The 20,571-nt window shown below is 72.9% G+C and carries 15 protein-coding genes and 1 pseudogene; 6 read left to right on the forward strand and 10 right to left on the reverse strand.

What is annotated here, in order from left to right; translation table 11 throughout:
* Positions 1 to 230 precede the first annotated feature (230 nt).
* The gene (locus J2X68_RS13850; protein ID WP_310432813.1) at positions 231 to 980 is read left to right on the forward strand and encodes an enoyl-CoA hydratase-related protein; all 750 of its coding nucleotides are present in this window, start codon (positions 231 to 233) and stop codon (positions 978 to 980) included.
* Here the strand turns inward: J2X68_RS13850 and J2X68_RS13855 are convergent.
* Both J2X68_RS13855 and J2X68_RS13860 read right to left on the reverse strand, forming a co-directional pair.
* Positions 967 to 1,602 carry a DJ-1/PfpI family protein gene (locus tag J2X68_RS13855; RefSeq protein WP_310432814.1) on the reverse strand — a complete coding sequence of 212 codons (636 nt, stop codon included), beginning with the start codon at positions 1,600 to 1,602 and terminating at the stop codon, positions 967 to 969. The two genes, J2X68_RS13850 and J2X68_RS13855, sit on opposite strands and share 14 nt — an antisense overlap.
* Positions 1,603 to 1,630: 28 nt before the next feature.
* Complete coding sequence (locus J2X68_RS13860; RefSeq protein WP_310432815.1) at positions 1,631 to 2,602, reverse strand: DJ-1/PfpI family protein; 972 nt, start codon at positions 2,600 to 2,602, stop codon at positions 1,631 to 1,633.
* A gap of 188 nt (positions 2,603 to 2,790) precedes the next feature.
* Between J2X68_RS13860 and J2X68_RS13865 the strand changes: the two genes are divergently transcribed.
* Both J2X68_RS13865 and J2X68_RS13870 read left to right on the forward strand, forming a co-directional pair.
* Positions 2,791 to 2,922 carry an LPFR motif small protein gene (locus tag J2X68_RS13865; protein WP_310432816.1) on the forward strand — a complete coding sequence of 44 codons (132 nt, stop codon included), beginning with the start codon at positions 2,791 to 2,793 and terminating at the stop codon, positions 2,920 to 2,922.
* 81 nt (positions 2,923 to 3,003) lie between these two features.
* The gene (locus J2X68_RS13870) at positions 3,004 to 5,409 is read left to right on the forward strand and encodes a Tex family protein (protein WP_310432817.1); all 2,406 of its coding nucleotides are present in this window, start codon (positions 3,004 to 3,006) and stop codon (positions 5,407 to 5,409) included.
* Between the two features lie 78 nt (positions 5,410 to 5,487).
* Here J2X68_RS13870 and J2X68_RS13875 read toward each other — a convergent pair whose 3' ends face one another.
* Positions 5,488 to 7,128: an ABC-F family ATP-binding cassette domain-containing protein gene (locus tag J2X68_RS13875; protein ID WP_310432818.1), complete on the reverse strand. Its 1,641-nt coding sequence runs from the start codon at positions 7,126 to 7,128 to the stop codon at positions 5,488 to 5,490.
* Positions 7,129 to 7,222: 94 nt separating this feature from the next.
* On the opposite strand from J2X68_RS13875, the gene J2X68_RS13880 reads away from it, so the two are divergent.
* Positions 7,223 to 8,185: an FAD-dependent oxidoreductase gene (locus J2X68_RS13880; protein WP_310432819.1), complete on the forward strand. Its 963-nt coding sequence runs from the start codon at positions 7,223 to 7,225 to the stop codon at positions 8,183 to 8,185.
* Positions 8,186 to 8,200: 15 nt separating this feature from the next.
* Here the strand turns inward: J2X68_RS13880 and J2X68_RS13885 are convergent, their stop codons facing one another.
* Positions 8,201 to 10,147 carry a Xaa-Pro dipeptidyl-peptidase gene (locus J2X68_RS13885; protein WP_310432820.1) on the reverse strand — a complete coding sequence of 649 codons (1,947 nt, stop codon included), beginning with the start codon at positions 10,145 to 10,147 and terminating at the stop codon, positions 8,201 to 8,203.
* Positions 10,148 to 10,348: 201 nt separating this feature from the next.
* Between J2X68_RS13885 and J2X68_RS13890 the strand changes: the two genes are divergently transcribed.
* Complete coding sequence (locus tag J2X68_RS13890) at positions 10,349 to 11,842, forward strand: M1 family metallopeptidase (RefSeq protein WP_310432821.1); 1,494 nt, start codon at positions 10,349 to 10,351, stop codon at positions 11,840 to 11,842.
* 70 nt (positions 11,843 to 11,912) lie between these two features.
* Here the strand turns inward: J2X68_RS13890 and J2X68_RS13895 are convergent.
* The 3 genes and pseudogenes from J2X68_RS13895 to J2X68_RS13905 all read right to left on the reverse strand — a co-directional run.
* A pseudogene (locus tag J2X68_RS13895) lies at positions 11,913 to 12,800 on the reverse strand (adenosine kinase); the annotation flags it as partial.
* A gap of 5 nt (positions 12,801 to 12,805) precedes the next feature.
* A complete protein-coding gene (locus tag J2X68_RS13900) occupies positions 12,806 to 13,288 on the reverse strand; it encodes a macro domain-containing protein (protein WP_310432822.1) in 483 nt (160 codons plus the stop codon).
* 54 nt (positions 13,289 to 13,342) lie between these two features.
* Positions 13,343 to 14,818 carry an amino acid permease gene (locus J2X68_RS13905; protein ID WP_310432823.1) on the reverse strand — a complete coding sequence of 492 codons (1,476 nt, stop codon included), beginning with the start codon at positions 14,816 to 14,818 and terminating at the stop codon, positions 13,343 to 13,345.
* Between the two features lie 218 nt (positions 14,819 to 15,036).
* Between J2X68_RS13905 and J2X68_RS13910 the strand changes: the two genes are divergently transcribed.
* On the forward strand, positions 15,037 to 15,762 hold the full coding sequence (locus tag J2X68_RS13910; RefSeq protein ID WP_310432824.1) for a MerR family transcriptional regulator: 726 nt from the start codon (positions 15,037 to 15,039) through the stop codon (positions 15,760 to 15,762).
* Between the two features lie 12 nt (positions 15,763 to 15,774).
* On the opposite strand, the gene J2X68_RS13915 is transcribed toward J2X68_RS13910, so the two are convergent.
* From J2X68_RS13915 to J2X68_RS13925, 3 genes are read right to left on the reverse strand one after another with little or no spacing between them, the layout of a single operon-like run.
* Entirely contained in the window at positions 15,775 to 17,970 is a 2,196-nt protein-coding gene (locus J2X68_RS13915; RefSeq protein WP_310432825.1) for a 3-hydroxyacyl-CoA dehydrogenase NAD-binding domain-containing protein, read from the reverse strand.
* A gap of 41 nt (positions 17,971 to 18,011) precedes the next feature.
* The gene (locus tag J2X68_RS13920) at positions 18,012 to 19,226 is read right to left on the reverse strand and encodes an acetyl-CoA C-acetyltransferase (protein ID WP_310432826.1); all 1,215 of its coding nucleotides are present in this window, start codon (positions 19,224 to 19,226) and stop codon (positions 18,012 to 18,014) included.
* Between the two features lie 41 nt (positions 19,227 to 19,267).
* Positions 19,268 to 20,524 (reverse strand): CaiB/BaiF CoA-transferase family protein, encoded by a 1,257-nt coding sequence (locus tag J2X68_RS13925; RefSeq protein WP_310432827.1) that lies wholly within the window; start codon positions 20,522 to 20,524, stop codon positions 19,268 to 19,270.
* Between the last annotated feature and the right edge of the window lie 47 nt (positions 20,525 to 20,571).

Consider the following 20,571-nt stretch of genomic DNA (forward strand, 5'->3'; position numbering starts at 1 on the left):
GAACGTTTCCGACCGGCCCCGGATGGCGGAGTCGACCGCAGGACCGTTTCTGTCGCATCCGCGCCGACTTCGCGCACTCTTCGGGTTGTACGGGTTCGGCGGCACCGCTCGTACCCCTTGACAGCTTTTGAAAGTCTTCGACGCGCTCTGGCCCCTTTTGCCGACGGTGTCGCGCCTCTCACATCGGCCTCGCCGATCATGCGGACGAGCCGGTGGCTAGCATCCGGACCATGGAGCCCGATCTGCTGCACGGCGTCACCGACGCGGTCGCCACCGTCGTCCTGCACCACCCGGCGAAACGCAACGCCATGACAGCCGCGATGTGGGCGGCGCTGCCCCCGTTGCTCGACACCCTGGCCGCCGACCCGGCGGTGCGGGCGCTGGTGCTGACCGGTGCGGGCGGCACCTTCTGCGCCGGGGCCGACATCTCCACGCTCCGGGAGTCGCCGGAGGAGGCCCAGGAGCTGGCGGTGCGCGCCGAGGAGGCCCTGGCGGCGTTCCCGAAGCCGACCCTGGCGGCGGTCCGGGGGCACTGCGTCGGCGGCGGCGCCCAGCTCGCCGCGGCCTGCGACCTGCGCTTCGCCGAGGAGGGCGCACAGTTCGGGGTGACGCCGGCGAAGCTCGGCATCGTCTACCCGTCCACCGCCACCCGGCGCCTGGTGTCCCTGGTGGGCCCGGCCACCGCCAAGTACCTGCTCTTCTCGGGCGAGTTGATCGACACCGAGCGGGCGCTGCGCAACGGTCTGGTCGACGAGGTGCTGCCCGTCGACGGATTCGAGGAACGCGTCGCGGAGTTCACCCGCGTGCTGGTGTCCCGCTCGCAGCTGACGCAGGCCGCCGCCAAGGAGTTCGCGAACGGCCGCGGGGACCGGGACGCCCACTGGAGCGCGCAGGCGCGCGCCAGCGGCGACACCGCAGAGGGCGTCGCCGCCTTCCTGGAGCGCAGGGAACCGCGCTTCACCTGGACTACGTCAGGATGAAGCGGCTGCGGGCGCGCAGCATCTCGACCAGGTGGGCGGGCGCCTTGTGCGGGGCGCCCGCGTCGTAGGGCGGCTGCGGGTCGTACTCCGTGGCCAGCTGCACGGCCCGGGCGTGGTCGTCGCCCGCGATCCGGCCGAGCAGGGCGAGTCCCATGTCGATGCCGGACGAGACGCCGGCCGCGGTGACGTACTTGCCGTCGAAGACGACGCGTTCGCCGGTCGGCTCGGCGCCGAAGGCCTCCAGCCGGTCCAGGGCCAGCCAGTGGGAGGCGGCCCGGCGGCCTTCGAGGAGACCCGCGGCGGCGAGCAGCAGGGAGCCCGAACACACCGACGTGGTCCAGGTGCTGGTCGCATCGGCGGTCCGGAGCCAGTCGAGCAGGGGCTCGTGGTCCATCAGCGCGCTCTGGCCCGGCCCCCCGGAGACGATCACGATGTCGGGGGCGGGGACTTCGCGCAGCGCCCGGTCGGCGGTGACGGCCAGGCAACCCGTCTCGGTGCGCACGGGCCCCCGCTCCGGGGCCACGAACACGGTCTGCGCGCCCGGGGCGCGGGAGAGCATCTCGTACGGTCCCACGGCGTCGAGGGCGGTGAAGCGGTCGTAGACGACGACGGCGATCTGCATGGGTTCCTCTCGGACGGGCTCTGGAACTTCAGTGGACGGACGCGGGGCGGAACCGGCGGCGGTACTCCGCCGGGGGCGTCCCGAGCGCCTTGACGAAGGCGCGCCGCATGGCCTCGGGGGTGCCGTAGCCACTGGCGCGGGAGATCTCCTCGACCCCGTCGGCCGTGTCCTCCAGCAGACGGCGGGCGTGCTCCAGGCGGACCCGGTCGACATAGCGGCCGGGTGTCATGCCCGTCTCGTCGCGGAAGGCGCGGGCGAAGTGGCGCGGGGAGAGCAGGGCGCGGGCGGCGAGCGACTCGACGCTCAGATCGGCCGCGGGATGCTCGGTGATCCAGTGCTGGACGTCCCGCAGGGGCGCGCGTTCGGCCGTCTGGGCGGCCAGCTGCGCGCTGAACTGGGCCTGGTTGCCGGGTCGGCGCAGGAAGACGACCAGGTGCCGGGCGACGGTCAGCGCCGTGTCACGGCCCAGGTCCTCCTCGACCAGGGCGAGGGCCAGGTCGATGCCGGAGGTGACCCCGGCCGAGGTGTGGACGTGCCCGTCCCGGACGTAGATCGGATCGGGGTCGACCCGCACGGCCGGGTGGTCGCGGGCGAGCCGGTCGCAGTACGCCCAGTGGGTCGTGGCCCGGCGGCCGTCCAGCAGACCCGCGGCGGCGAGCAGGGTGGCGCCGGTGCAGACCGAGACGAGGCGCTCCGCGCGCGGGGCGTGGACGCGCAGCCAGTCCGTCAGCGGCGTGGTCTCCGGACGGCGGGTGCCCCGGCCGCCGGGGACGAGCAGCGTGTGCGGGTCGCACGCGCGCGTGAGGGCCTCGTCCGGCACCAGGGTCAGCCCGCTGGAGGTGCGCACGGGGGCGCCGTCCAGGGAGGCGGTGCGGATCCGGTAGGTGCCCGGGGTGTGCGCTTCGGCGCCCGCGAAGACCTCCAGCGGGCCGGTCACGTCGAGGCTCTGGACGCCGTCGAAGAGCACGAGGAGAACGGTGTGAACGGATCGGTGCGCCATGGCCACGATTCTTCGCGGGCGGGGCACAGGGCCGCAATGACGGGCTCCCCACCTTTCCTGCCATGACCGGTCGGCCCTCCCGCCGAGACCGGTCGGCCCTCCCGCCGAGATCGGCGGGCATGCCGCGACGATCTCGAGGTACCCGGTAGTCAGCGGCCGGAGCGGCCGGACGACGAAAGGGGAAGCTCGTGTTCCGTGCGATCGCAGACGTCCTGCGGCAGATCGGTGGCGCCGTCGCCACCGTGGTGACGCTGCCTTTCCGGGCAGTGGCCCGGCTCTTCGGCGGGGCCTCGAGTTCCACCAGGAGCCGCCGGGCCTGATGACCGCGCCCTGATCCCCGAGTGTCGGTGTCACCTGCCACAATTGCCGCGCAACCTCAGTGGAGAAGGCGGTACGGGATCGTGACGACACCCGGGTCCATCGAATCAGGGTCCATCGAAGGCAGGATCGCCGAGGAACTCGGCGTACGGCAGCGGCAGGTGAAGGCCGCCGTGGAGCTGCTCGACGGCGGCTCGACGGTGCCTTTCATCGCCCGCTACCGCAAGGAAGCGACCGAGATGCTCGACGACGCGCAGCTGCGCACGATCGAGGAGCGGCTGCGCTACCTGCGGGAGCTGGAGGAGCGGCGGTCGGCGATCCTGGAGTCGGTGGGCGAGCAGGGCAAGCTCACCGACGCGCTCCGGGCGCAGATCCTCGGCGCCGAGACCAAGGCGCGGCTGGAGGACATCTACCTCCCGTTCAAGCCGAAGCGGCGCACCAAGGCGCAGATCGCGCGGGAGGCGGGCCTCGCGCCGCTCGCCGAGGGGCTGCTCGGCGATCCGTCGGCCGATCCGCTCGCGGCGGCCGCCGCGTTCGTCGACGCCGACAAGGGCGTCGCCGACCCGCAGGCCGCGCTGGACGGTGCGCGGGCGATCCTCACCGAGCGGTTCTCGGAGGACGCGGACCTGATCGGTGAGCTGCGCGAGCGCATGTGGAAGCGCGGGCGGCTCGCCGCCAAGGTGCGCGACGGCAAGGAGGAGGCGGGCGCGAAGTTCGCCGACTACTTCGACTTCGCCGAGCCGTTCACCGCGCTGCCCTCGCACCGTGTCCTGGCGATGCTGCGCGGCGAGAAGGAGGAGGTCCTCGACCTCGTCCTGGAGCCGGAGGAGCCCTCCGAGCAGCCCGGCCCCTCCTCGTACGAGGGGATCGTGGCGCGCCGTTTCGGCATCGCCGACCGCGGCCGGCCGGGCGACAAGTGGCTGACGGACACCGTCCGCTGGGCCTGGCGCACCCGCATCCTCGTCCACCTCGGCATCGATCTGCGGCTGCGGCTGCGGACGGCCGCCGAGGACGAGGCCGTCGACGTCTTCGCCGCCAACCTCCGCGACCTGCTGCTGGCCGCCCCGGCCGGCACGCGCGCGACGCTGGGCCTGGACCCCGGTTTCCGCACCGGCGTGAAGGTCGCCGTCGTCGACGCGACCGGCAAGGTCGTCGCCACCGACGTGATCTACCCGCACGTCCCGGCGAACAAGTGGGACGAGGCGATCGCCAAGCTCGCGCGGCTCTCGAAGGAGCACGCGGTCGACCTGATCGCCATCGGCAACGGCACGGCGTCCCGCGAGACCGACAAGCTCGCCGGTGAACTCATCACCCGGCATCCGGAGCTGAAGCTCACCAAGGTGATGGTGTCCGAGGCGGGTGCCTCCGTGTATTCGGCCTCGGCGTTCGCCTCCCAGGAGCTGCCCGACATGGACGTGTCGCTGCGCGGCGCCGTGTCGATCGCGCGCCGGCTCCAGGATCCGCTCGCCGAGCTGGTGAAGATCGACCCCAAGTCGATCGGTGTCGGCCAGTACCAGCACGACCTGTCCGAGGTGAAGCTGTCGCGTTCGCTGGACGCGGTGGTGGAGGACTGTGTGAACGGCGTGGGCGTGGACGTCAACACGGCCTCGGCGCGGCTCCTCTCGCGGGTGTCCGGCATCTCCACCGGACTCGCCGAGAACATCGTGGCGCACCGGGACGCCAACGGGCCCTTCACCTCGCGTGCCGAGCTGAAGAAGGTGGCCCGGCTCGGCCCGAAGGCGTACGAGCAGTGCGCGGGCTTCCTGCGCATCCGCGGCGGCAGCGACCCGCTGGACTCCTCCAGCGTGCACCCGGAGGCGTACCCGGTGGTGCGGCGCATGGTGAAGACCACCGGCCAGGAGGTGGCGTCCCTCATCGGCAACACGGGTGTCCTGCGCTCGCTGCGGCCGACGGACTTCGTGGACGAGACGTTCGGTCTGCCGACCGTCACGGACATCCTCAAGGAGCTGGAGAAGCCCGGGCGTGACCCGCGGCCCGCCTTCAGGACGGCCACCTTCCAGGAGGGCGTGGAGAAGATCTCCGACCTGACCTCCGGGATGGTCCTGGAGGGCGTCGTGACGAACGTGGCGGCCTTCGGGGCGTTCATCGACGTCGGTGTCCACCAGGACGGCCTGGCGCACGTCTCCGCGCTGTCGAAGACGTTCGTCAAGGACCCCCGGGACGTCGTCAAGCCCGGTGACATCGTCAAGGTGAAGGTGCTCGACGTCGACATCCCGCGCAAGCGGATCTCGCTGACGCTCCGGCTGGACGACGAGGCCGCCCCGCAGGGCGGTCAGGGCCAGTCCTCCGGCGGGGGCCGACCGCAGCGGGGCGGCGGGCGTCCGCCGCAGCAGCGGCAGCAGGGCGACCGGCGCGGCGGAGGCGCCGGAGGCAGCGGTTCGCGGCAGGCGCCGGCGCCGGGCAACAGCGCGATGGCCGACGCCCTGCGCCGAGCGGGTCTCGTCGACCCCAAGAAGGGCAGGCGCTGACCGCGACGCGCGCGACCGGGGCCCGGCCCGCCGGGCCCCGGCAGCCCTCGTGCGACGGGGGACGCGTGCCCGCGTCTGCTAGCGCTCGGTCACCTTGCCGTCCGCGACCTCCAGCCGGCGCGTGACATGGACCGCGTCCAGCATGCGCCGGTCATGGGTGACCAGGAGCAGCGTGCCCTCGTAGGCGTCGAGGGCCGACTCCAGCTGCTCGATGGCCGGGAGGTCGAGGTGGTTCGTCGGCTCGTCGAGGACGAGGAGGTTGACGCCCCGCCCCTGGAGCAGCGCGAGGGCGGCGCGGGTGCGTTCACCGGGTGACAGGCTCGCCGCCGGCCGCGTCACGTGGTCGGACTTGAGGCCGAACTTGGCCAGCAGGGTGCGGACGTCGGCCGGTTCGGTGTCGGGGACGGCGGCGCGGAACGCGTCCAGCAGGGACTCGGAGCCGTGGAACAGCTGCCGCGCCTGGTCGACCTCGCCGACCAGGACGCCCGAGCCCAGGGCCGCCTGTCCGGCGTCCAGCGGCACCCGGCCGAGGAGCGCGCCGAGGAGGGTCGACTTGCCCGCGCCGTTCGCGCCGGTGACCGCGACCCGGTCGGCCCAGTCGATCTGCAGGGACACCGGCCCGAAGGTGAAGTCGCCGCGCCGCACCTCGGCCTCGCGCAGGGTGGCGACCACCGCGCCGGAGCGCGGCGCGGAGGCGATCTCCATGCGCAGCTCCCACTCCTTGCGCGGCTCCTCGACGGTCTCGAGGCGCTCGATCATGCGCTGGGTCTGCCGGGCCTTCGCGGCCTGCTTCTCGCTGGCCTCGCTGCGGAACTTGCGGCCGATCTTGTCGTTGTCGTTGCCCGCCTTGCGGCGGGCGTTCTTCACGCCCTTGTCCATCCAGGAGCGCTGGGTCTGCGCGCGGTCCTGGAGGGCCGCCTTCTTGTCGGCGTACTCCTCGAAGTCCTCGCGGGCGTGCCGGCGGGCCACGTCCCGCTCCTCCAGGTAGGCCTCGTAGCCGCCGCCGTAGAGGTTGATCTGCTGCTGGGCGAGATCGAGTTCCAGGACCTTGGTGACCGTGCGGGTGAGGAACTCGCGGTCGTGGCTGACGACGACGGTCCCGGCGCGCAGCCCCTTCACGAAGCGTTCCAGACGCTCCAGGCCGTCGAGGTCGAGGTCGTTGGTCGGCTCGTCGAGGAGGAAGACGTCGTAGCGCGAGAGCAGCAGGGAGGCAAGGCCCGCGCGGGCCGCCTGACCACCGGACAGGGAGGTCATCGGCTGGTCGAGGCCGACCCCGAGGCCGAGCGAGTCGGTGACCTCCTCGGCGCGCTCGTCGAGGTCGGCGCCGCCGAGGTCGAGCCAGCGTTCGAGGCTCGTCGCGTAGGCGTCGTCGGCGCCGGGCGCTCCGTCGACCAGGGCCTGGGTGGCCTCGTCCATGGTGCGCTGTGCCTCGGCGACGCCGGTGCGGCGGGCGAGGAAGTCCCGCACGCTCTCGCCGGGGCGGCGCTCCGGTTCCTGGGGCAGATGGCCGACGCTCGCGGTCGGCGGGGAGAGCCTGAGCTCGCCCTGCTCGGGCGTGGTGAGCCCGGCGAGCAGCTTCAGCAGGGTGGACTTGCCGGCGCCGTTGGCACCGACCAGCCCGATCACGTCCCCGGGGGCGACGACGAGATCGAGCCCGGAGAAGAGGGAGCGGTCGCCGTGGCCGGCGGCGAGGTTCTTGGCGACGAGGGTGGCAGTCATCAGGTCGTCGATCCTAGTGGTCGTCCGGGGGTGCGGTCGCGCCGCATTCCCCGCGATCTCGCCGTGCGGCGCTGCGGTCGGTTAACGTCCGGACGTGGACACGGGGTTGAACGGCGATGTGGTCGTGGTCGGCGGCGGGGTCATCGGGCTGACGACGGCCGTCGTGCTCGCCGAACGCGGATCACGGGTCCGGGTCTGGACGCGCGACCCGGTCGAGCGGACGACGTCGGCGGTGGCGGGCGCGCTGTGGTGGCCGTACCGCATCGGGCCGATCCGGTCGGCGCGGACGTGGGCGCTGCGCTCCCTGGAGATCTACGGGAAGCTCGCCGAGCGGCCCGCGCAGACCGGTGTGCGCCTGGTCGGCGGAATCCTGGGCGAGACGGACCTGGACGAGGTCGAGGGCTGGGCGGCGGGCTCGCTGGCCGGGCTGCGCCGGACGACGGCGCGCGAGTACGGCGCGGGCGCCGGTGTCCGGGCCCGGCTGCCGCTGATCGACATGCCGGCCTATCTGCCCTGGCTCCGGGAGCGGCTGCTGCGGGCGGGCGGCACCATCGAGGAGCGCACGGTGACCGACCTGGCGGAGGCCGAGGCGCCGGTGGTGGTGAACTGCACGGGGCTGGACGCCGGGCGGCTCGCGGCGGACCCGTCGGTGCGGCCCGTGCGGGGGCAGATCGTCGTCGTGGAGAACCCCGGCGTCGACACCTGGCTGGTCTCCACCGCCCCGGACGGCGAGATGGCCTGTCTGTTCCCGCACCCCGGGCGGCTGCTGCTGGGCGGTACGGCGCAGGACGACGTGCGGTCGCTCGAACCGGATCCGAAGGCGGCCGAGGCGATCGTGCGGCGCTGCGCGGCCCTGCGGCCCGAGGTCGCCGGGGCGCGGATCCTGGAGCACCGGGTCGGGCTGCGGCCGGTCCGGGGCACGGTACGGCTGGAGCGTGCGCGGCTGCCGGACGGGCGGACGGTGGTGCACCACTACGGACACGGCGGGGCGGGCGTGACGGTGGCGTGGGGCTGTGCGGAGGAGGCGGCCGGGCTGGTGCTCCCGGCCGCCCCCTGATCCGCGCCCGCGGCGCTACGGGATCCGGTACGTGGCGTGCGGCGTCGTCCGTACGCCGTCCAGGGGCCGGGTGTCCGGGGTGGCCGCTGCGGCTCCGGACGTGGCGCGGGTAAAGGCGTCCGCGCCCCCGACGAACGGGACCCGGGCCGCGGTGCGGGACAGGTCCAGGGTGAGAGTGGGGGTGTCGGCGGGCGGGTCGATGAGGTCCCTGTCGGTTCCCGCGACGATCAGTGCGAGCCGGTGACCGGCCGGGACGACATGGTCGGTGGCCGCCAGGTCGAGAGTGAGGGTGTAGGCCCTGCCCGGGGTGAGCGGGACGCCTCTGCCGGGGTCGGCGTAGGTGCCGAGGTCCGCCCAGCCGCGGCTGACGACCGTCTGACCGACGTCGGCGGTCCTGGCGGCGGTCTCACGGAAGCAGGCGCTGTCGCCCGCGCTGCTCGCGCCCCAGCAGGTGCGGTCGGTGAGCGTGCCGATGCCCTCGCCGTCGGCCGCGTAGTCGCGGATGGTGGCCGGGCCGACGTCGACGAGAACGGCGGTCAGGTGGGCCGTCGCGGTGGTGGGCGTGGCGGTGACGGTGACCCGGGAGGAGCCTGACAGGCGCAGGTCGCGGGTGAGGGGCGCGGTGACGAAGCCGGCCTTGTCGGGGGTCGGGGTGTCGATCCGCGCGGCCCAGTCGGTCTCGCTCAGCCGCGGGTCGTCGGTGAAGGCGGCGGTGCCGGTGCCCCTGCGCAGGCCGAGGGCGCCGACGCCGGGAGCGGCGCCGGTGGAGGGGCGCAGGGTGGCGGTCCGGGTGCCGTGCGGCGGCCAGACGGTGGAGGTGGCCCACTGGTCGGGGTGGCGTTCGATGTCGGCCATGGGTTCGCGGTCGACACCGTTGTCGTAGCCGAGGAGTTCGTGGTCGAACCAGCGGTGCAGGGTGTCCACCCAGGCGGCGCGGCGGAAGTCGAAGGGGTCGACGTGACCGGTCTGGGAGAGCCAGATCTTGCGCTCGACCCCGTTCTTCGCGAGGGCGTCCCACCACCGGCCGAGGTGCCTGGTGCGGACGTTGAGGTCCTGGAGGCCGTGGACGAGGAAGACGCTCGCCTTCACCTTGCGCGCGTCCCGGACGTAGTCGCGCTCGGCCCACAGCGGTGTCAGGTCGCCGGTGCGCGGCGCCCCGTCGACGAGTTCCCGCTGGACGGCGGCGCACGTGCCGCGGGCGTCGGGGCTGTCGACGTAGTCGGAGAGCCAGTCGGGTCCGGAGTCGTAGAGGGGGGCGCCCTGGGCGAAGTAGTAGTCGTACCAGGAGGAGATCGCGGCGATCGGGACGATGGTCTTCAGGCCCTTCACGCCGGTGGCGGCCACGCCGTTGGCTATGGTGCCGTCCCAGCTCTTGCCGATCATGCCGGTGCTGCCGTCGGTCCACCCGGCTCCGGCGGGCGTGGCGCCGGTGCGGGTGGTGTACGCCCTGGCGCGGCCGTTCAGCCAGTCGACGACGGCCTTGGCCGACTGGATGTCGGAGCGTCCCCCGACGTCGACGCAGCCGTCGGAGCGGTTGGTGCCCGCCAGGTCGACGCCGACGAAGGCGTAGCCGCGCGGCACGAAGTAGTTGTCGTAGAAGAGCGGCATCCGGACGACGTTCCCGGCGGCGTCGTACGTCTTGCGCTGGCTCTCGTTGCCGCGGCCGCAGCAGGAGTAGTAGGGGCTGGCGTCCATGATGACGGGCACCTTGCGGCCCTGTGCGGCGAGTTCGCGGGGGCGGACGATGTCGACGGCGACGCGGTCCGTCTTCCCGTCGCCGTCGCCGTCGAGTCCGGTGTCCACCCAGACGGCCTCGCGGATGGCGTTCTCGTACGAGTACACGGGCCGGCTCTCGCGCGGGGCGCCGTGGGCCGCGGCCGGGGTGAGGAAGGCGGCCACCAGGAGGGTGATGGCGGCGGTCGCGAGCGGTCTCCAGGTCGTGAAGCGCATGCGTGTCGACATGCGCGGGACGGTACCCGGGTCAACTCCCGCGCAGAAGAGGGCTGCTGTGGGTCGGCTGTGGCCGGAAGACGCCCCTGGGGAGGGGCTGCCCGTGACGGCCGAATGGCGATCGTGTGACAGGGGCGGCGAGGGGCAGGCCCTGGGACACAGGGAGTCAATAGGCTCCGAACGGACCGCGTGAATCTACGACTTGGAGCTCTCGTGCACCGCAGAATCATCGCGCCGGGCGCACTCGCCGCCGCGTCGGTGTTGCTGGCGATCCCGGCATCCGCCGCGAGCGCCTCCCCCGGCGCCCCGGGCATCGGCGACCCCTACTACCCGGCGTACGGCAACGGCGGCTACGACGTCTCCCACTACGACCTGCGGCTGAAGTACCAGCCGTCCACGGACCGGTTGGAGGGGACGGCGACGATCCTGGCGAAGACCACGCAGGACCTGTCCCGGTTCGATCTGGACTTCCTGCTCGACGTGAGCGAGGTACGGGTCGACGGCGCGGTGGCGTCGTTCACGACCTCGGGCGAGCACGAGCTGGAGATCACGCCGAAGAAGCCGCTGGCGAAGGGCGCGACGGTCACGGTCGTGGTGCGGTACAGCGGTGTCCCGTCCTCGAAGCAGGCGTACGGCTTCACCAGTTGGCACCGCACCGCGGACGGCGGGGTCGGCGCCAACGAGCCCGAGGCCGCCTGGTGGTGGTTCCCCGGCAACGACCATCCGCTGGACAAGGCCACCTACGACGTCTCGGTGCTGGTGCCCGACGGCTCGCAGGCGATCTCCAACGGAACGCTCCAGTCGACGAGTTCACGGCTGGGCTGGACGCGCTGGAACTGGCGTTCCGACAAGCCCCAGGCCACGTATCTGGCCACCCTCGCCGTCGGGAGGTTCGACATCACGACCGGGACGACCGAGAGCGGCATCCCGGTCGTGAACGCCTACAGCAAGGACCTGGGCGGCAACGCCGGCGCCGCGCGGGCGAGCGTCGAGCGGACCGGGGAGATCGCCGACTGGCTGAGCGGGTACCTCGGGCCGTACCCCTTCAGCGCGCTCGGCGGGTACGTGCCGGACACGAACACCGGATACGCGCTGGAGACGCAGACCCGGCCGTTCTACAGCCCCCGGCAGTTCGCGGGCGGCTCCAACGTCTCCGTGGTGGTGCACGAGCTGGCGCACCAGTGGTACGGCGACGACGTGTCCGTGGCGGGGTGGAAGGACATCTGGCTGAACGAGGGCTTCGCCCGGTACGCGCAGTGGCTGTGGTCCGAGCACGAGGACGAGGGCACGGCACAGGAACTCGCGGACTACGTGTACGCCTCGCACCCGGCCGACGACGCGTTCTGGACGGTGAAGCCCGGCGACCCCGGCGCGGAGAACCAGTTCGACATCGCCGTCTACGACCGGGGCGCGCTGGCGGTCCAGGCGCTGCGCGACGAGATCGGCGACGACGCCTTCTTCGCCGTCCTGAAGGGCTGGCCGACGAAGCACGCGTACGGCAACGCGAGCGTCGCCGACTTCCAGACGTACGCGGAGCAGATCTCCGGGAAGGAACTGGGCTCCCTCTTCGACACCTGGCTGTTCCGGCCGGCGAAGCCGGCCGCGCCCGCGGCCCGGACGGCGCCGGTCGCGAAGGGGTCCGCCGCTCCCGCACAGCCGAGGTCCTGGAAGAAGATCGCGGCGACGAACGACGTGCACGCGCACTGACCCGCCCTCGCCGATCGGGCCCGGCGCCGTCGGACGCGCGCGGGACCGGCCCCGGAGCGCGTCGATTCCCGGCCGGCACCGTGCAGGCGTGGGCGCCGGCCAGCGCGCCGTACTCGGCGCACCGGTGCGGCGGCTCGCCGCTCAGTCGGCCGAAGAGGAAGCCGGCCGCGAAGGCGTCGCCCGCGCCGTTGGAGTCGACCACGGGGCCGGGCGGGACGGCGGCCGGGACATGGGTCAGCTCGCCGTCCGTGAGCAGGTACGCGCCCTTGGCCCCCGCCGTGGCGACGACCACCTCGGCGTGGCCCCGTGCGGCGATGCGGCGCATGGTCGTCTCCGGGTCGGTCAGCGCGGTCACGGAGACGAAGACGACGTCCGCCTCGTAGGCGAAGGCCTCGTGATAGGGGTTCTCCCCGTCCCAGTTGTGCAGGTCGGTGGAGATGCCCACGCCCGCCTCGCGCAGGACGGGCAGGGCCTCGGCGCCGGGGTGGGTGATGGACACGTGCGCGTGACGGCTCGCGGCGGCCAGCGTCCGCAGGGTGTCCTCGGGGAAGCGGTCGTCCGGGCGCCCGCGGCTGTTGTCGTACAGCGACAGCCGCCGCCCGTCCGGGCCGACCAGGTTGACCGCGCGCTTGGTCCCGGCGGGCTGCGGGAGCGCGGTGAGGGCGATGTCCTTGTCCCGGTGCAGGGCGCGCACCAGGTCTCCCTCGGGGTCGTCGCCCAGGAAGTCGAGATGGTGGGTGCGCAGACCGAGGGCGGTGAGGCCCAGCGCGACGAAGTCGCCGGTCTGCCCGGCGCGGGCACGGATCCCGGCGTCGATCATGTAGCTGTCGGCGTACGGGAGCGGCAGCTCCGGCACGTACACGATCGTGTCCACGCCCGCCCCGCCCAGGACCAGGACGTCGATGTCCCCGGCGTGCCCGGTGGCCGTGCTCCCGGTGCTCTCTTCGTCGGCTCGCATGTGCGCTACCCCTCCCCGTGGTCGTACACCGTCACCGCGACGCCCCGGCCGACCAGCCGCTCGGTGACGAGCGGCTCGACGCGGGACCACTTGCCGCCGGCCAGACCGCAGCCTATCCGGGGCATGTGCACCGACGCGCCGAGTTCGATCGCGTGGTCGGCCAGGCGGGCCAGGGCGGTGTCGATGGCCGGGTAGCGCACGGGGACGCCCTTGCTGCCCGTGCGTATGCCGCGCTGGCCGATCATGTTGGCGACCCACACGCCGGGCGCGACCCGGACGAGCTGGAGCGCGCCCAGGCCGAAGTCGTTCGAGGCGCGCTCCCGGTGCCAGGCGCGGTAGGCGGCCTCCGGTTCCGGCCAGCGGCGGGACAGCGCCAGGACGAAGCCCTTGCCCCATCCCCCGAGGTCGTTGCAGACATGGGCGATCACCTTGACGCCCTTCACCGAAGGGACGGTGGCGTCACCCCGGACGTACGTGATCTCCGGCATGACGCCACCGTAGGCGATGCCACCGACAGTGGCTCCGGCCCGCCGCCGTGACCGTCACCTCGTGGGCCGGGACAGCTCCGTCAGTTCGGCGTCCGCCTCCCTCGACACCCTGCTGCGGACCGCGTACCAGCCGCCGGCCAGGGCGGCCGCGATCACCGGGATCAGCAGCAGCGTCTTGCGGCCGACCTCGGGGTCGTTGCCCATCAGGCCGAGGACGGCGACCAGGAAGACGATCGTGACGATCTCCGTGACCGGGCTGCCGGGGAGCCGGAAGCCGGGGCGGGTGACGAGGCCGGCCTCGGCACGCCGGACGAAGACCAGGTGGCAGACCATGATGATCACCCAGGTGCTGATGATGCCGAGGGAGGCGATGTTCAGCACGATCTCGAAGGCCTGGCTGGGCACGAGGAAGTTCAGGCCGACGCCGAGCACACAGACACCGCAGGTCAGCAGGATGCCGCCGTAGGGGACCTGGCTGCGGTTCATCCGGGCGGTGAACCTCGGGGCCGAGCCCGCCATGGCCATGGAGCGCAGGATGCGGCCGGTGGAGTACAGGCCCGAGTTCAGGGAGGACATGGCGGCCGTGAGGACCACCAGGTTCATCACGTCACCGGCGCCCGGGACGCCGATCTTCGACAGCACGGTCACGAAGGGGCTCTCGTCCGCCGAGTAGGCCGAGCCGGGCAGCAGCAGCGCGAGGAGGACGACGGAGCCGACGTAGAACAGACCCACGCGCCACATGATCGAGTTCACCGCGCGCGGGACGACCTTCTCCGGCTCGGAGGTCTCGCCGGCGGCGACGCCGACCAGCTCCAGCGCGGCGTACGCGAAGATCACGCCCTGCATGACGAGGACGACCGGCATCACGCCGTGCGGCAGCAGGCCGCCGTGGTCCGTGATCACGCTCGGGCCGGGCGTCTGCCCGCCCACCCGGTGCTGGGTGGCGAGCAGGAAGACGCCGACGCACATGAAGGCGACCAGGGTGGCGACCTTGACGATCGCGAACCAGAACTCCATCTCGCCGAAGATCTTCACCGAGATCAGGTTCACGGCCAGCACGACCGCGAGGGCGATGAGCGCGAGCACCCACTGGGGGATGCTCGTGAACATGCTCCAGTAGTGCGTGTACAGCGCGATCGCGGTGATGTCGGCGATGCCCGTCGTCGACCAGTTCAGGAAGTACATCCACCCGGCGACGTAGGCGCCCTTCTCACCGAGGAACTCGCGCGCGTAGGACACGAAGGATCCGGAGGAGGGCCGGTAGAGGACCAGTTCGCCGAGGGCGCGGACCACGAAGAAGGCGAAGACGCCGCAGACGAGGTAGGCGAGCGCGAGGGCCGGGCCGGCGTTGTGGAGACGTCCTCCGGCGCCCAGGAAGAGGCCGGTGCCGATGGCGCCGCCGATGGCGATCATGTTGACGTGGCGGTGCTTGAGGTCCTTGCTGTAGCCGGCGTCGCCCGCGTCCGCGGGGGTCGCGGTCGCCTGGGGATGGGCGGCGACTTCGGCCGTGTGCACGCTGTCCTTGCTCACGGGTGGTTCCACTCTCTGGTGCGCCCGGGCGGGGTGTGCCCGGGTGTCCGTACGGTCGTGGCCCGCGGCTCCCGGTAGGGGCACAGACCAAGGCAGCAGCTTCCCGGAGGCCCCGGCGATCATGCGGTGGCCCATGTCACAGGGCGGCGCTTCTCACACGCCGTCCGGCTCCGGCCGACCGGTTTCACAGCACTGGTGTGACAGCGATACTGCTGCACATGACGATCGAGACCGAGGAGCCGGCCCTCACGGTCGACGAGCTGGCCGCCCGGGCGGGGGTCACCGTACGGACGGTGCGCTTCTACGGCACCAGGGGGCTGCTGCCGCCGCCGGTCATCGGCCCGCGCCGGGTGGGGCACTACGGTCCCGGGCATCTCGCGCGGCTGGCGCTGATCGAGGAGCTGCGCCGGCAGGGCCTGACCCTGGCGGCGATCGAACGCTATCTGGACCGGCTGCCCCCCGGTCTCGACGCCCACGACCTCGCGGTGCACCGGGCCGTGGTGGCCTCGTGGGCCCCGGACGCCGTGGAGACGGTGCCGCGCGAGGAGCTCGGGCGACGGGCCGGGCGGGCGCTCAGCGAGGAGGACGTGGACCGGCTCGCCGCGATGGGCGTGCTGGACGCGGGCGGCCCGGCCGGCGAGGACGCCTACCGCGTCGACGCGGGGCTGCTGCGGCTGGGTGCGCGGCTCCTCGACGTGCCGCTGTCGCCGGAGGCCATCCTCGCGGCGCGCACCGTGCTGCTCGACCACGCGCGCGCCGCGGCCCACGAGCTGTCGCGGCTGCTGCGCGACGAGGTTCCGGAGCGTGACGCGCAGGCGGTGAGGTCGCTGTCGGCGCACATGCAGCCCCTGGTCGTCCAGGCGCTGCTGACGGCCTTCCAGCGGTCGCTGACCCAGGAGCTGCGGGAGTGGCTCGGGGAGCCGCCGGAGGACGGCTCCCCGTGACGGTCCGGCGGCTCAGCGCCCGTCCGTGAAGGTCTCCCCCCGCTCCGCCTTCTCCACCAGCAGCGCGGGCGGGGTGAAGCGGTCGCCGTAGCGCTCGGCGAGCTGCCGCGCGCGGGCCACGAAGCCGGGGAGTCCGGTGCCCACCTCGGCGTCGCCCTGGTAGCCGTTGATGTACTGCAGGACGCCGCCGGTCCAGCCGGGGAAGCCGATGCCGAACAGGGAGCCGATGTTGGCGTCCGCCACGGACGTCAGCACCCCCTCTTCGAGGAGCTTGACGGTGTCCAGGGCCTCGGCGAAGAGCATGCGCTCCTGCATGTCCCGGAAGGGGATCGAGGCGTCCGCGCGCGTGAAGTGCTCGCGCAGGCCCGGCCAGAGCCCGGCCCGCCTGCCGTCCTCGGCGTACTCGTAGAAGCCCGCTCCCCCGCTGCGCCCGGTGCGCCCGAACTCGTCGACCATGCGGTCGATGACGGCCTCGGCGGGGTGGCCGGGCCAGACGCCGCCGGCTTCCTCCACGGCCCTCCTGGATTCGTTGCGGATCTTGCGCGGCAGGGTGAGCGTGAGCTCGTCCATGAGGGACAGCACCTTGGCCGGGTAGCCCGCCTGGGCCGCCGCCTGCTCGACGGACGCGGGCTCGATGCCCTCGCCGACCATGGCCACGCCCTCGTTGATGAAGTGGCCGATCACCCGTGAGGTGAAGAAGCCGCGCGAGTCGTTGACGACGATCGGCGTCTTCTTGATCTGCCGGACCAGGTCGAAGGCGCGGGCGAGCGCCTCGTCGCCGGTGCGCCGGCCCTTGATGATCTCGACGAGCGGCATCTTGTCCACGGGCGAGAAGAAGTGCAGCCCGATGAAGTCGTCCTGGCGCTCGACGCCTTCGGCGAGGGCGGTGATCGGCAGGGTGGAGGTGTTGGAGCACAGCAGGGCGTCGGGGGCGACGATCTGCTCGATCTCCTGGAACACCTTGTGCTTGAGGGAGGTGTCCTCGAAGACGGCCTCGATCACGGCGTCGCAGCCGGCCAGGTCCTGGGGGTCGGCGGTGGGTGTGATGCGGGCGAGCAGCGCGTCCGCCTTCTCCTGGGTCGTGCGGCCCCGCGAGACGGCCTTCGCGCACAGCTTCTCGGAGTAGGCCCTGCCCTTGAGCGCGGCCTCCAGGGAGACGTCCTTCAGGACGACGTCGATGCCCGCGCGGGCGCACGAGTAGGCGATGCCGGCGCCCATCATCCCGGCGCCCAGGACGGCCACCTTGCGGACCTCGCGGGGTGCGACGCCCTGGGGGCGGCTGACGCCGGAGTTGACGGCCTGGAGGTCGAAGAAGAACGCCTGGATCATGTTCTTCGACGTCTGTCCGGCGGCCAGCTCGACGAAGTAGCGGGCCTCGATGACCTGCGCGGTCTCGAAGTCGACCTGGGCGCCCTCGACCGCCGCGGCGAGGATGTTGCGGGGCGCCGGGTAGGGGGCGCCGTTGGTCTCCTTGCGCAGGCTGGCCGGGAACGCGGGCAGGTTGGCGGCGAACCGGGGGTTCGACGGGGTGCCGCCCGGGATGCGGTAGCCCGGCCGGTCCCAGGGCTGCTGCGACGCGGGGTTCGCGTCGATGAAGGCGCGGGCCTTGGCGAGCAGGTCGTCGGGCGAGTCGGCGACCTCGTCGACCAGGCCGTTCTCCAGGGCCGCCTTCGGGCTGTACTGGGTGCCCTTGAGGAGGACCTTCAGGAGGGCGTCGGTGATGCCCAGCAGCCGGACCGTGCGCACGACACCGCCGCCGCCGGGGAGCAGGCCGAGAGTGACCTCGGGGCAGCCGATCTTCGAGCCGGGGGCGTCCAGGGCGACGCGGTGGTGGCAGGCGAGGGCGAGCTCGTAGCCGCCGCCGAGGGCCGCGCCGTTCAGGGCGGCGACGACCGGCTTGCCGAGGGTCTCGATGCGGCGCAGGTTGCGCTTGATCTCCAGTCCGCCGTCCAGCAGCTCCTGGGCCGTCCCGGGGGTGACGCGGATGAGGTCGCGCAGGTCGCCGCCGGCGAAGAAGGTCTTCTTCGCGGAGGTGAGGATCACGCCCCGGACGGAATCCTTCTCGGCCTCCAGGCGGTCGGTGACGGCGGCGAGGGAGGCGCGGAAGGCCGCGTTCATGGTGTTCGCGGACTGGTCGGGGTCGTCGAGGACGAGGGTGACGAGGCCGGTGCGGTCCTGTTCCCAGCGGATGGTGGTGCTCTGAGTCATGACGGGGTCTCCGTAGAAGTCGGTGGGTTCCGCTGGGGTGGTCAGACGCGCTCGACGATGGTGGCGATGCCCATGCCGCCGCCGACGCAGAGGGTGGCGAGGCCGTAGCGCTTGTCCTGGCGCTCCAGTTCGTCGACGAGCGAGCCGAGGATCATCGCGCCGGTGGCGCCGAGCGGGTGACCGAGGGCGATGGCGCCGCCGTTGACGTTGACCTTGTCCAGGGACAGACCCATGTCCTTGACGAACCGCAGCACGACGGCCGCGAACGCTTCGTTGATCTCGACGAGGTCGATGTCGTCGATGGTCAGGCCGGCCTTGGCGAGGGCCTTGCGGGTGGCGGGCGCGGGGCCGGTGAGCATGATGGTCGGCTCGGAGCCGGAGACCGCCGCGGAGACGATCCGCGCGCGCGGGGTGAGCCCGTACCGCTCGCCGACCTCCCTGGAGCCGATCGCGACCAGGGAGGCGCCGTCGACGATGCCGGAGGAGTTGCCCGCGTGGTGGACGTGGTCGATCTTCTCCACCCAGTGGTACTTCTGGAGCGCCACCGCGTCGAAGCCGCCCAGCTCGCCGATGTCGGCGAAGGACGGTTTCAGCTTGCCGAGCGAGTCGGCGGTGGTGCCGGGGCGCGGGTGTTCGTCGTGGTCGAGGACGACGAGGCCGCTGCGGTCCTTCACCGGCACCACGGAGCGGTCGAAGCGGCCCTCCTTCCAGGCCGTCGCCGCCCGCTCCTGCGACAGGGCCGCGTACTCGTCCACATCGCGGCGGGTGAAGCCCTCGATCGTGGCGATCAGGTCGGCGCCGATGCCCTGCGGCACGAAGTTGACCGACAGGTTGGTCATCGGGTCGTTGAACCAGGCGCCGCCGTCCGAGGCCATCGGCACCCGGGACATCGACTCCACCCCGCCCGCCAGGACGAGGTCCTCCCAGCCCGAACGGACCTTCATGGCGGCCAGGTTGACGGCTTCCAGGCCCGACGCGCAGAAGCGGTTCTCCTGGACGCCGGCCACGGTGTCCGGCAGCCCGGCCGCGATCGCGGCGATGCGCGCGATGTCGGAGCCCTGGTCGCCCACGGGACCGACGACGCCGAGCACGATGTCGTCGATGGCGGCCGGGTCGAGGCCGGGGAAGCGGCTGCGCAGCTCGTGGATGAGGCCGACGACGAGATCGATGGGCTTCGTGCCGTGCAGGGCGCCGTTCGCCTTGCCGCGCCCGCGCGGGGTGCGGATCGCGTCGTACACGTACGCTTCGGTGCTCACTGGTAAGCCTTTCGGGAGGGTGGGCCGTACAGGGCGCGGGGTCAGTCGCCCTGGTGCGGGAAGTCCTTCACAGGGGTCGTCGCAGGGGTCGTCGGGGCGGTCGTCGCAGAGGTCGTCGCGGCCGTCCGCGCGGAGGTCCCGGCCGCGGTTTCGGCGGGCGTCCTCACCGGGTCGGTCACGAGTGCGGGCAGGTCCCAGTCCCGGGCCACCGCGCGCGTGTCGGCGCCCGGCAGCGCGGGCCCGGTGCGGACGGCCGTGGGCGTCGCGGAGAAACGGGGCGCGGGGGCCGGCTGGGTGATGCCCCCGTGGTCGGTGAAGGTGCCGCGGGCCGCGAGATGCGGGTGGTGCGGGGCCTCGCGCAGCGACAGCACGGGCGCCACGCAGGCGTCGGAATCCTCGAAGAGGGCCGTCCACTCGTCGCGGGTGCGGGACCGGAAGCGGGCGGCGACGGCCTCGCGCAGTGCGCCCCAGCGCGTCCGGTCCGTGCGGGCGTCGCGGAGGTCGTCGAGGCCGAGCAGGTCCACGAACGCGTCGTAGAACTGCGGTTCCAGGGCGCCGACAGCCATGTGGCCGCCGTCTGCGGTCTCGTAGGTGCCGTAGTACGGGCAGCCGCCGTCGAGCAGGTTGGCGGAGCGCCGGTCCTGCCAGCCGCCGGCCGAGAGCATGCCGTGGATCATCGCGGAGAGATGCGCGGTGCCGTCGACGATGGCGGCGTCGACGACCTGGCCCGCGCCGCTCACGCGCGCGTGGTGCAGGGCGGCGAGGACACCGACGACGAGGTAGAGGGAGCCTCCCGCGTAGTCCCCCAGCAGGTTGGCGGGGACGGGCGGCGGGCGGTCCGGGGCGCCGATCATGCCGAGCGCGCCGGTGACGGCGATGTAGGACACGTCGTGGCCGGCCCGCTCGGCGAGCGGGCCGTCCTGGCCCCAGCCGGTCATCCGGCCGTAGACCAGACGGGGGTTGCGGGCGTGGCAGTCGGCGGGGCCGACGCCGAGGCGCTCGGCGACGCCGGGCCGGTTGCCCTCGATGAGCACGTCGGCGCGGGCGGCGAGGTCGAGCACGCGCGCGGGGCCGTCCGGCGCCTTGAGGTCGACGATCACCGACCGCTTGTTGCGGTTGGTGATGTCGTGGGCGGGATCGATGGCCAGGGCCGCACCGCCGGGGCGGTCCACGCGGACGACGTCGGCGCCGAGGTCGGCCAGCAGCATGCCCGCGAAGGGGCCGGGGCCGATCCCGGCGAGTTCCACCACGCGCACGCCCGCCAGCGGCCCGTGCCCGGCCGTCCGTCCCGTCGTCATCCAGCCCCCTTGCTGTGACACAACCGATGTAACACCAGTGATGCTAA

Origin of the sequence: Streptomyces sp. 3330, from assembly GCF_031456635.1 — a bacterium.
GTDB lineage: Bacteria > Actinomycetota > Actinomycetes > Streptomycetales > Streptomycetaceae > Streptomyces.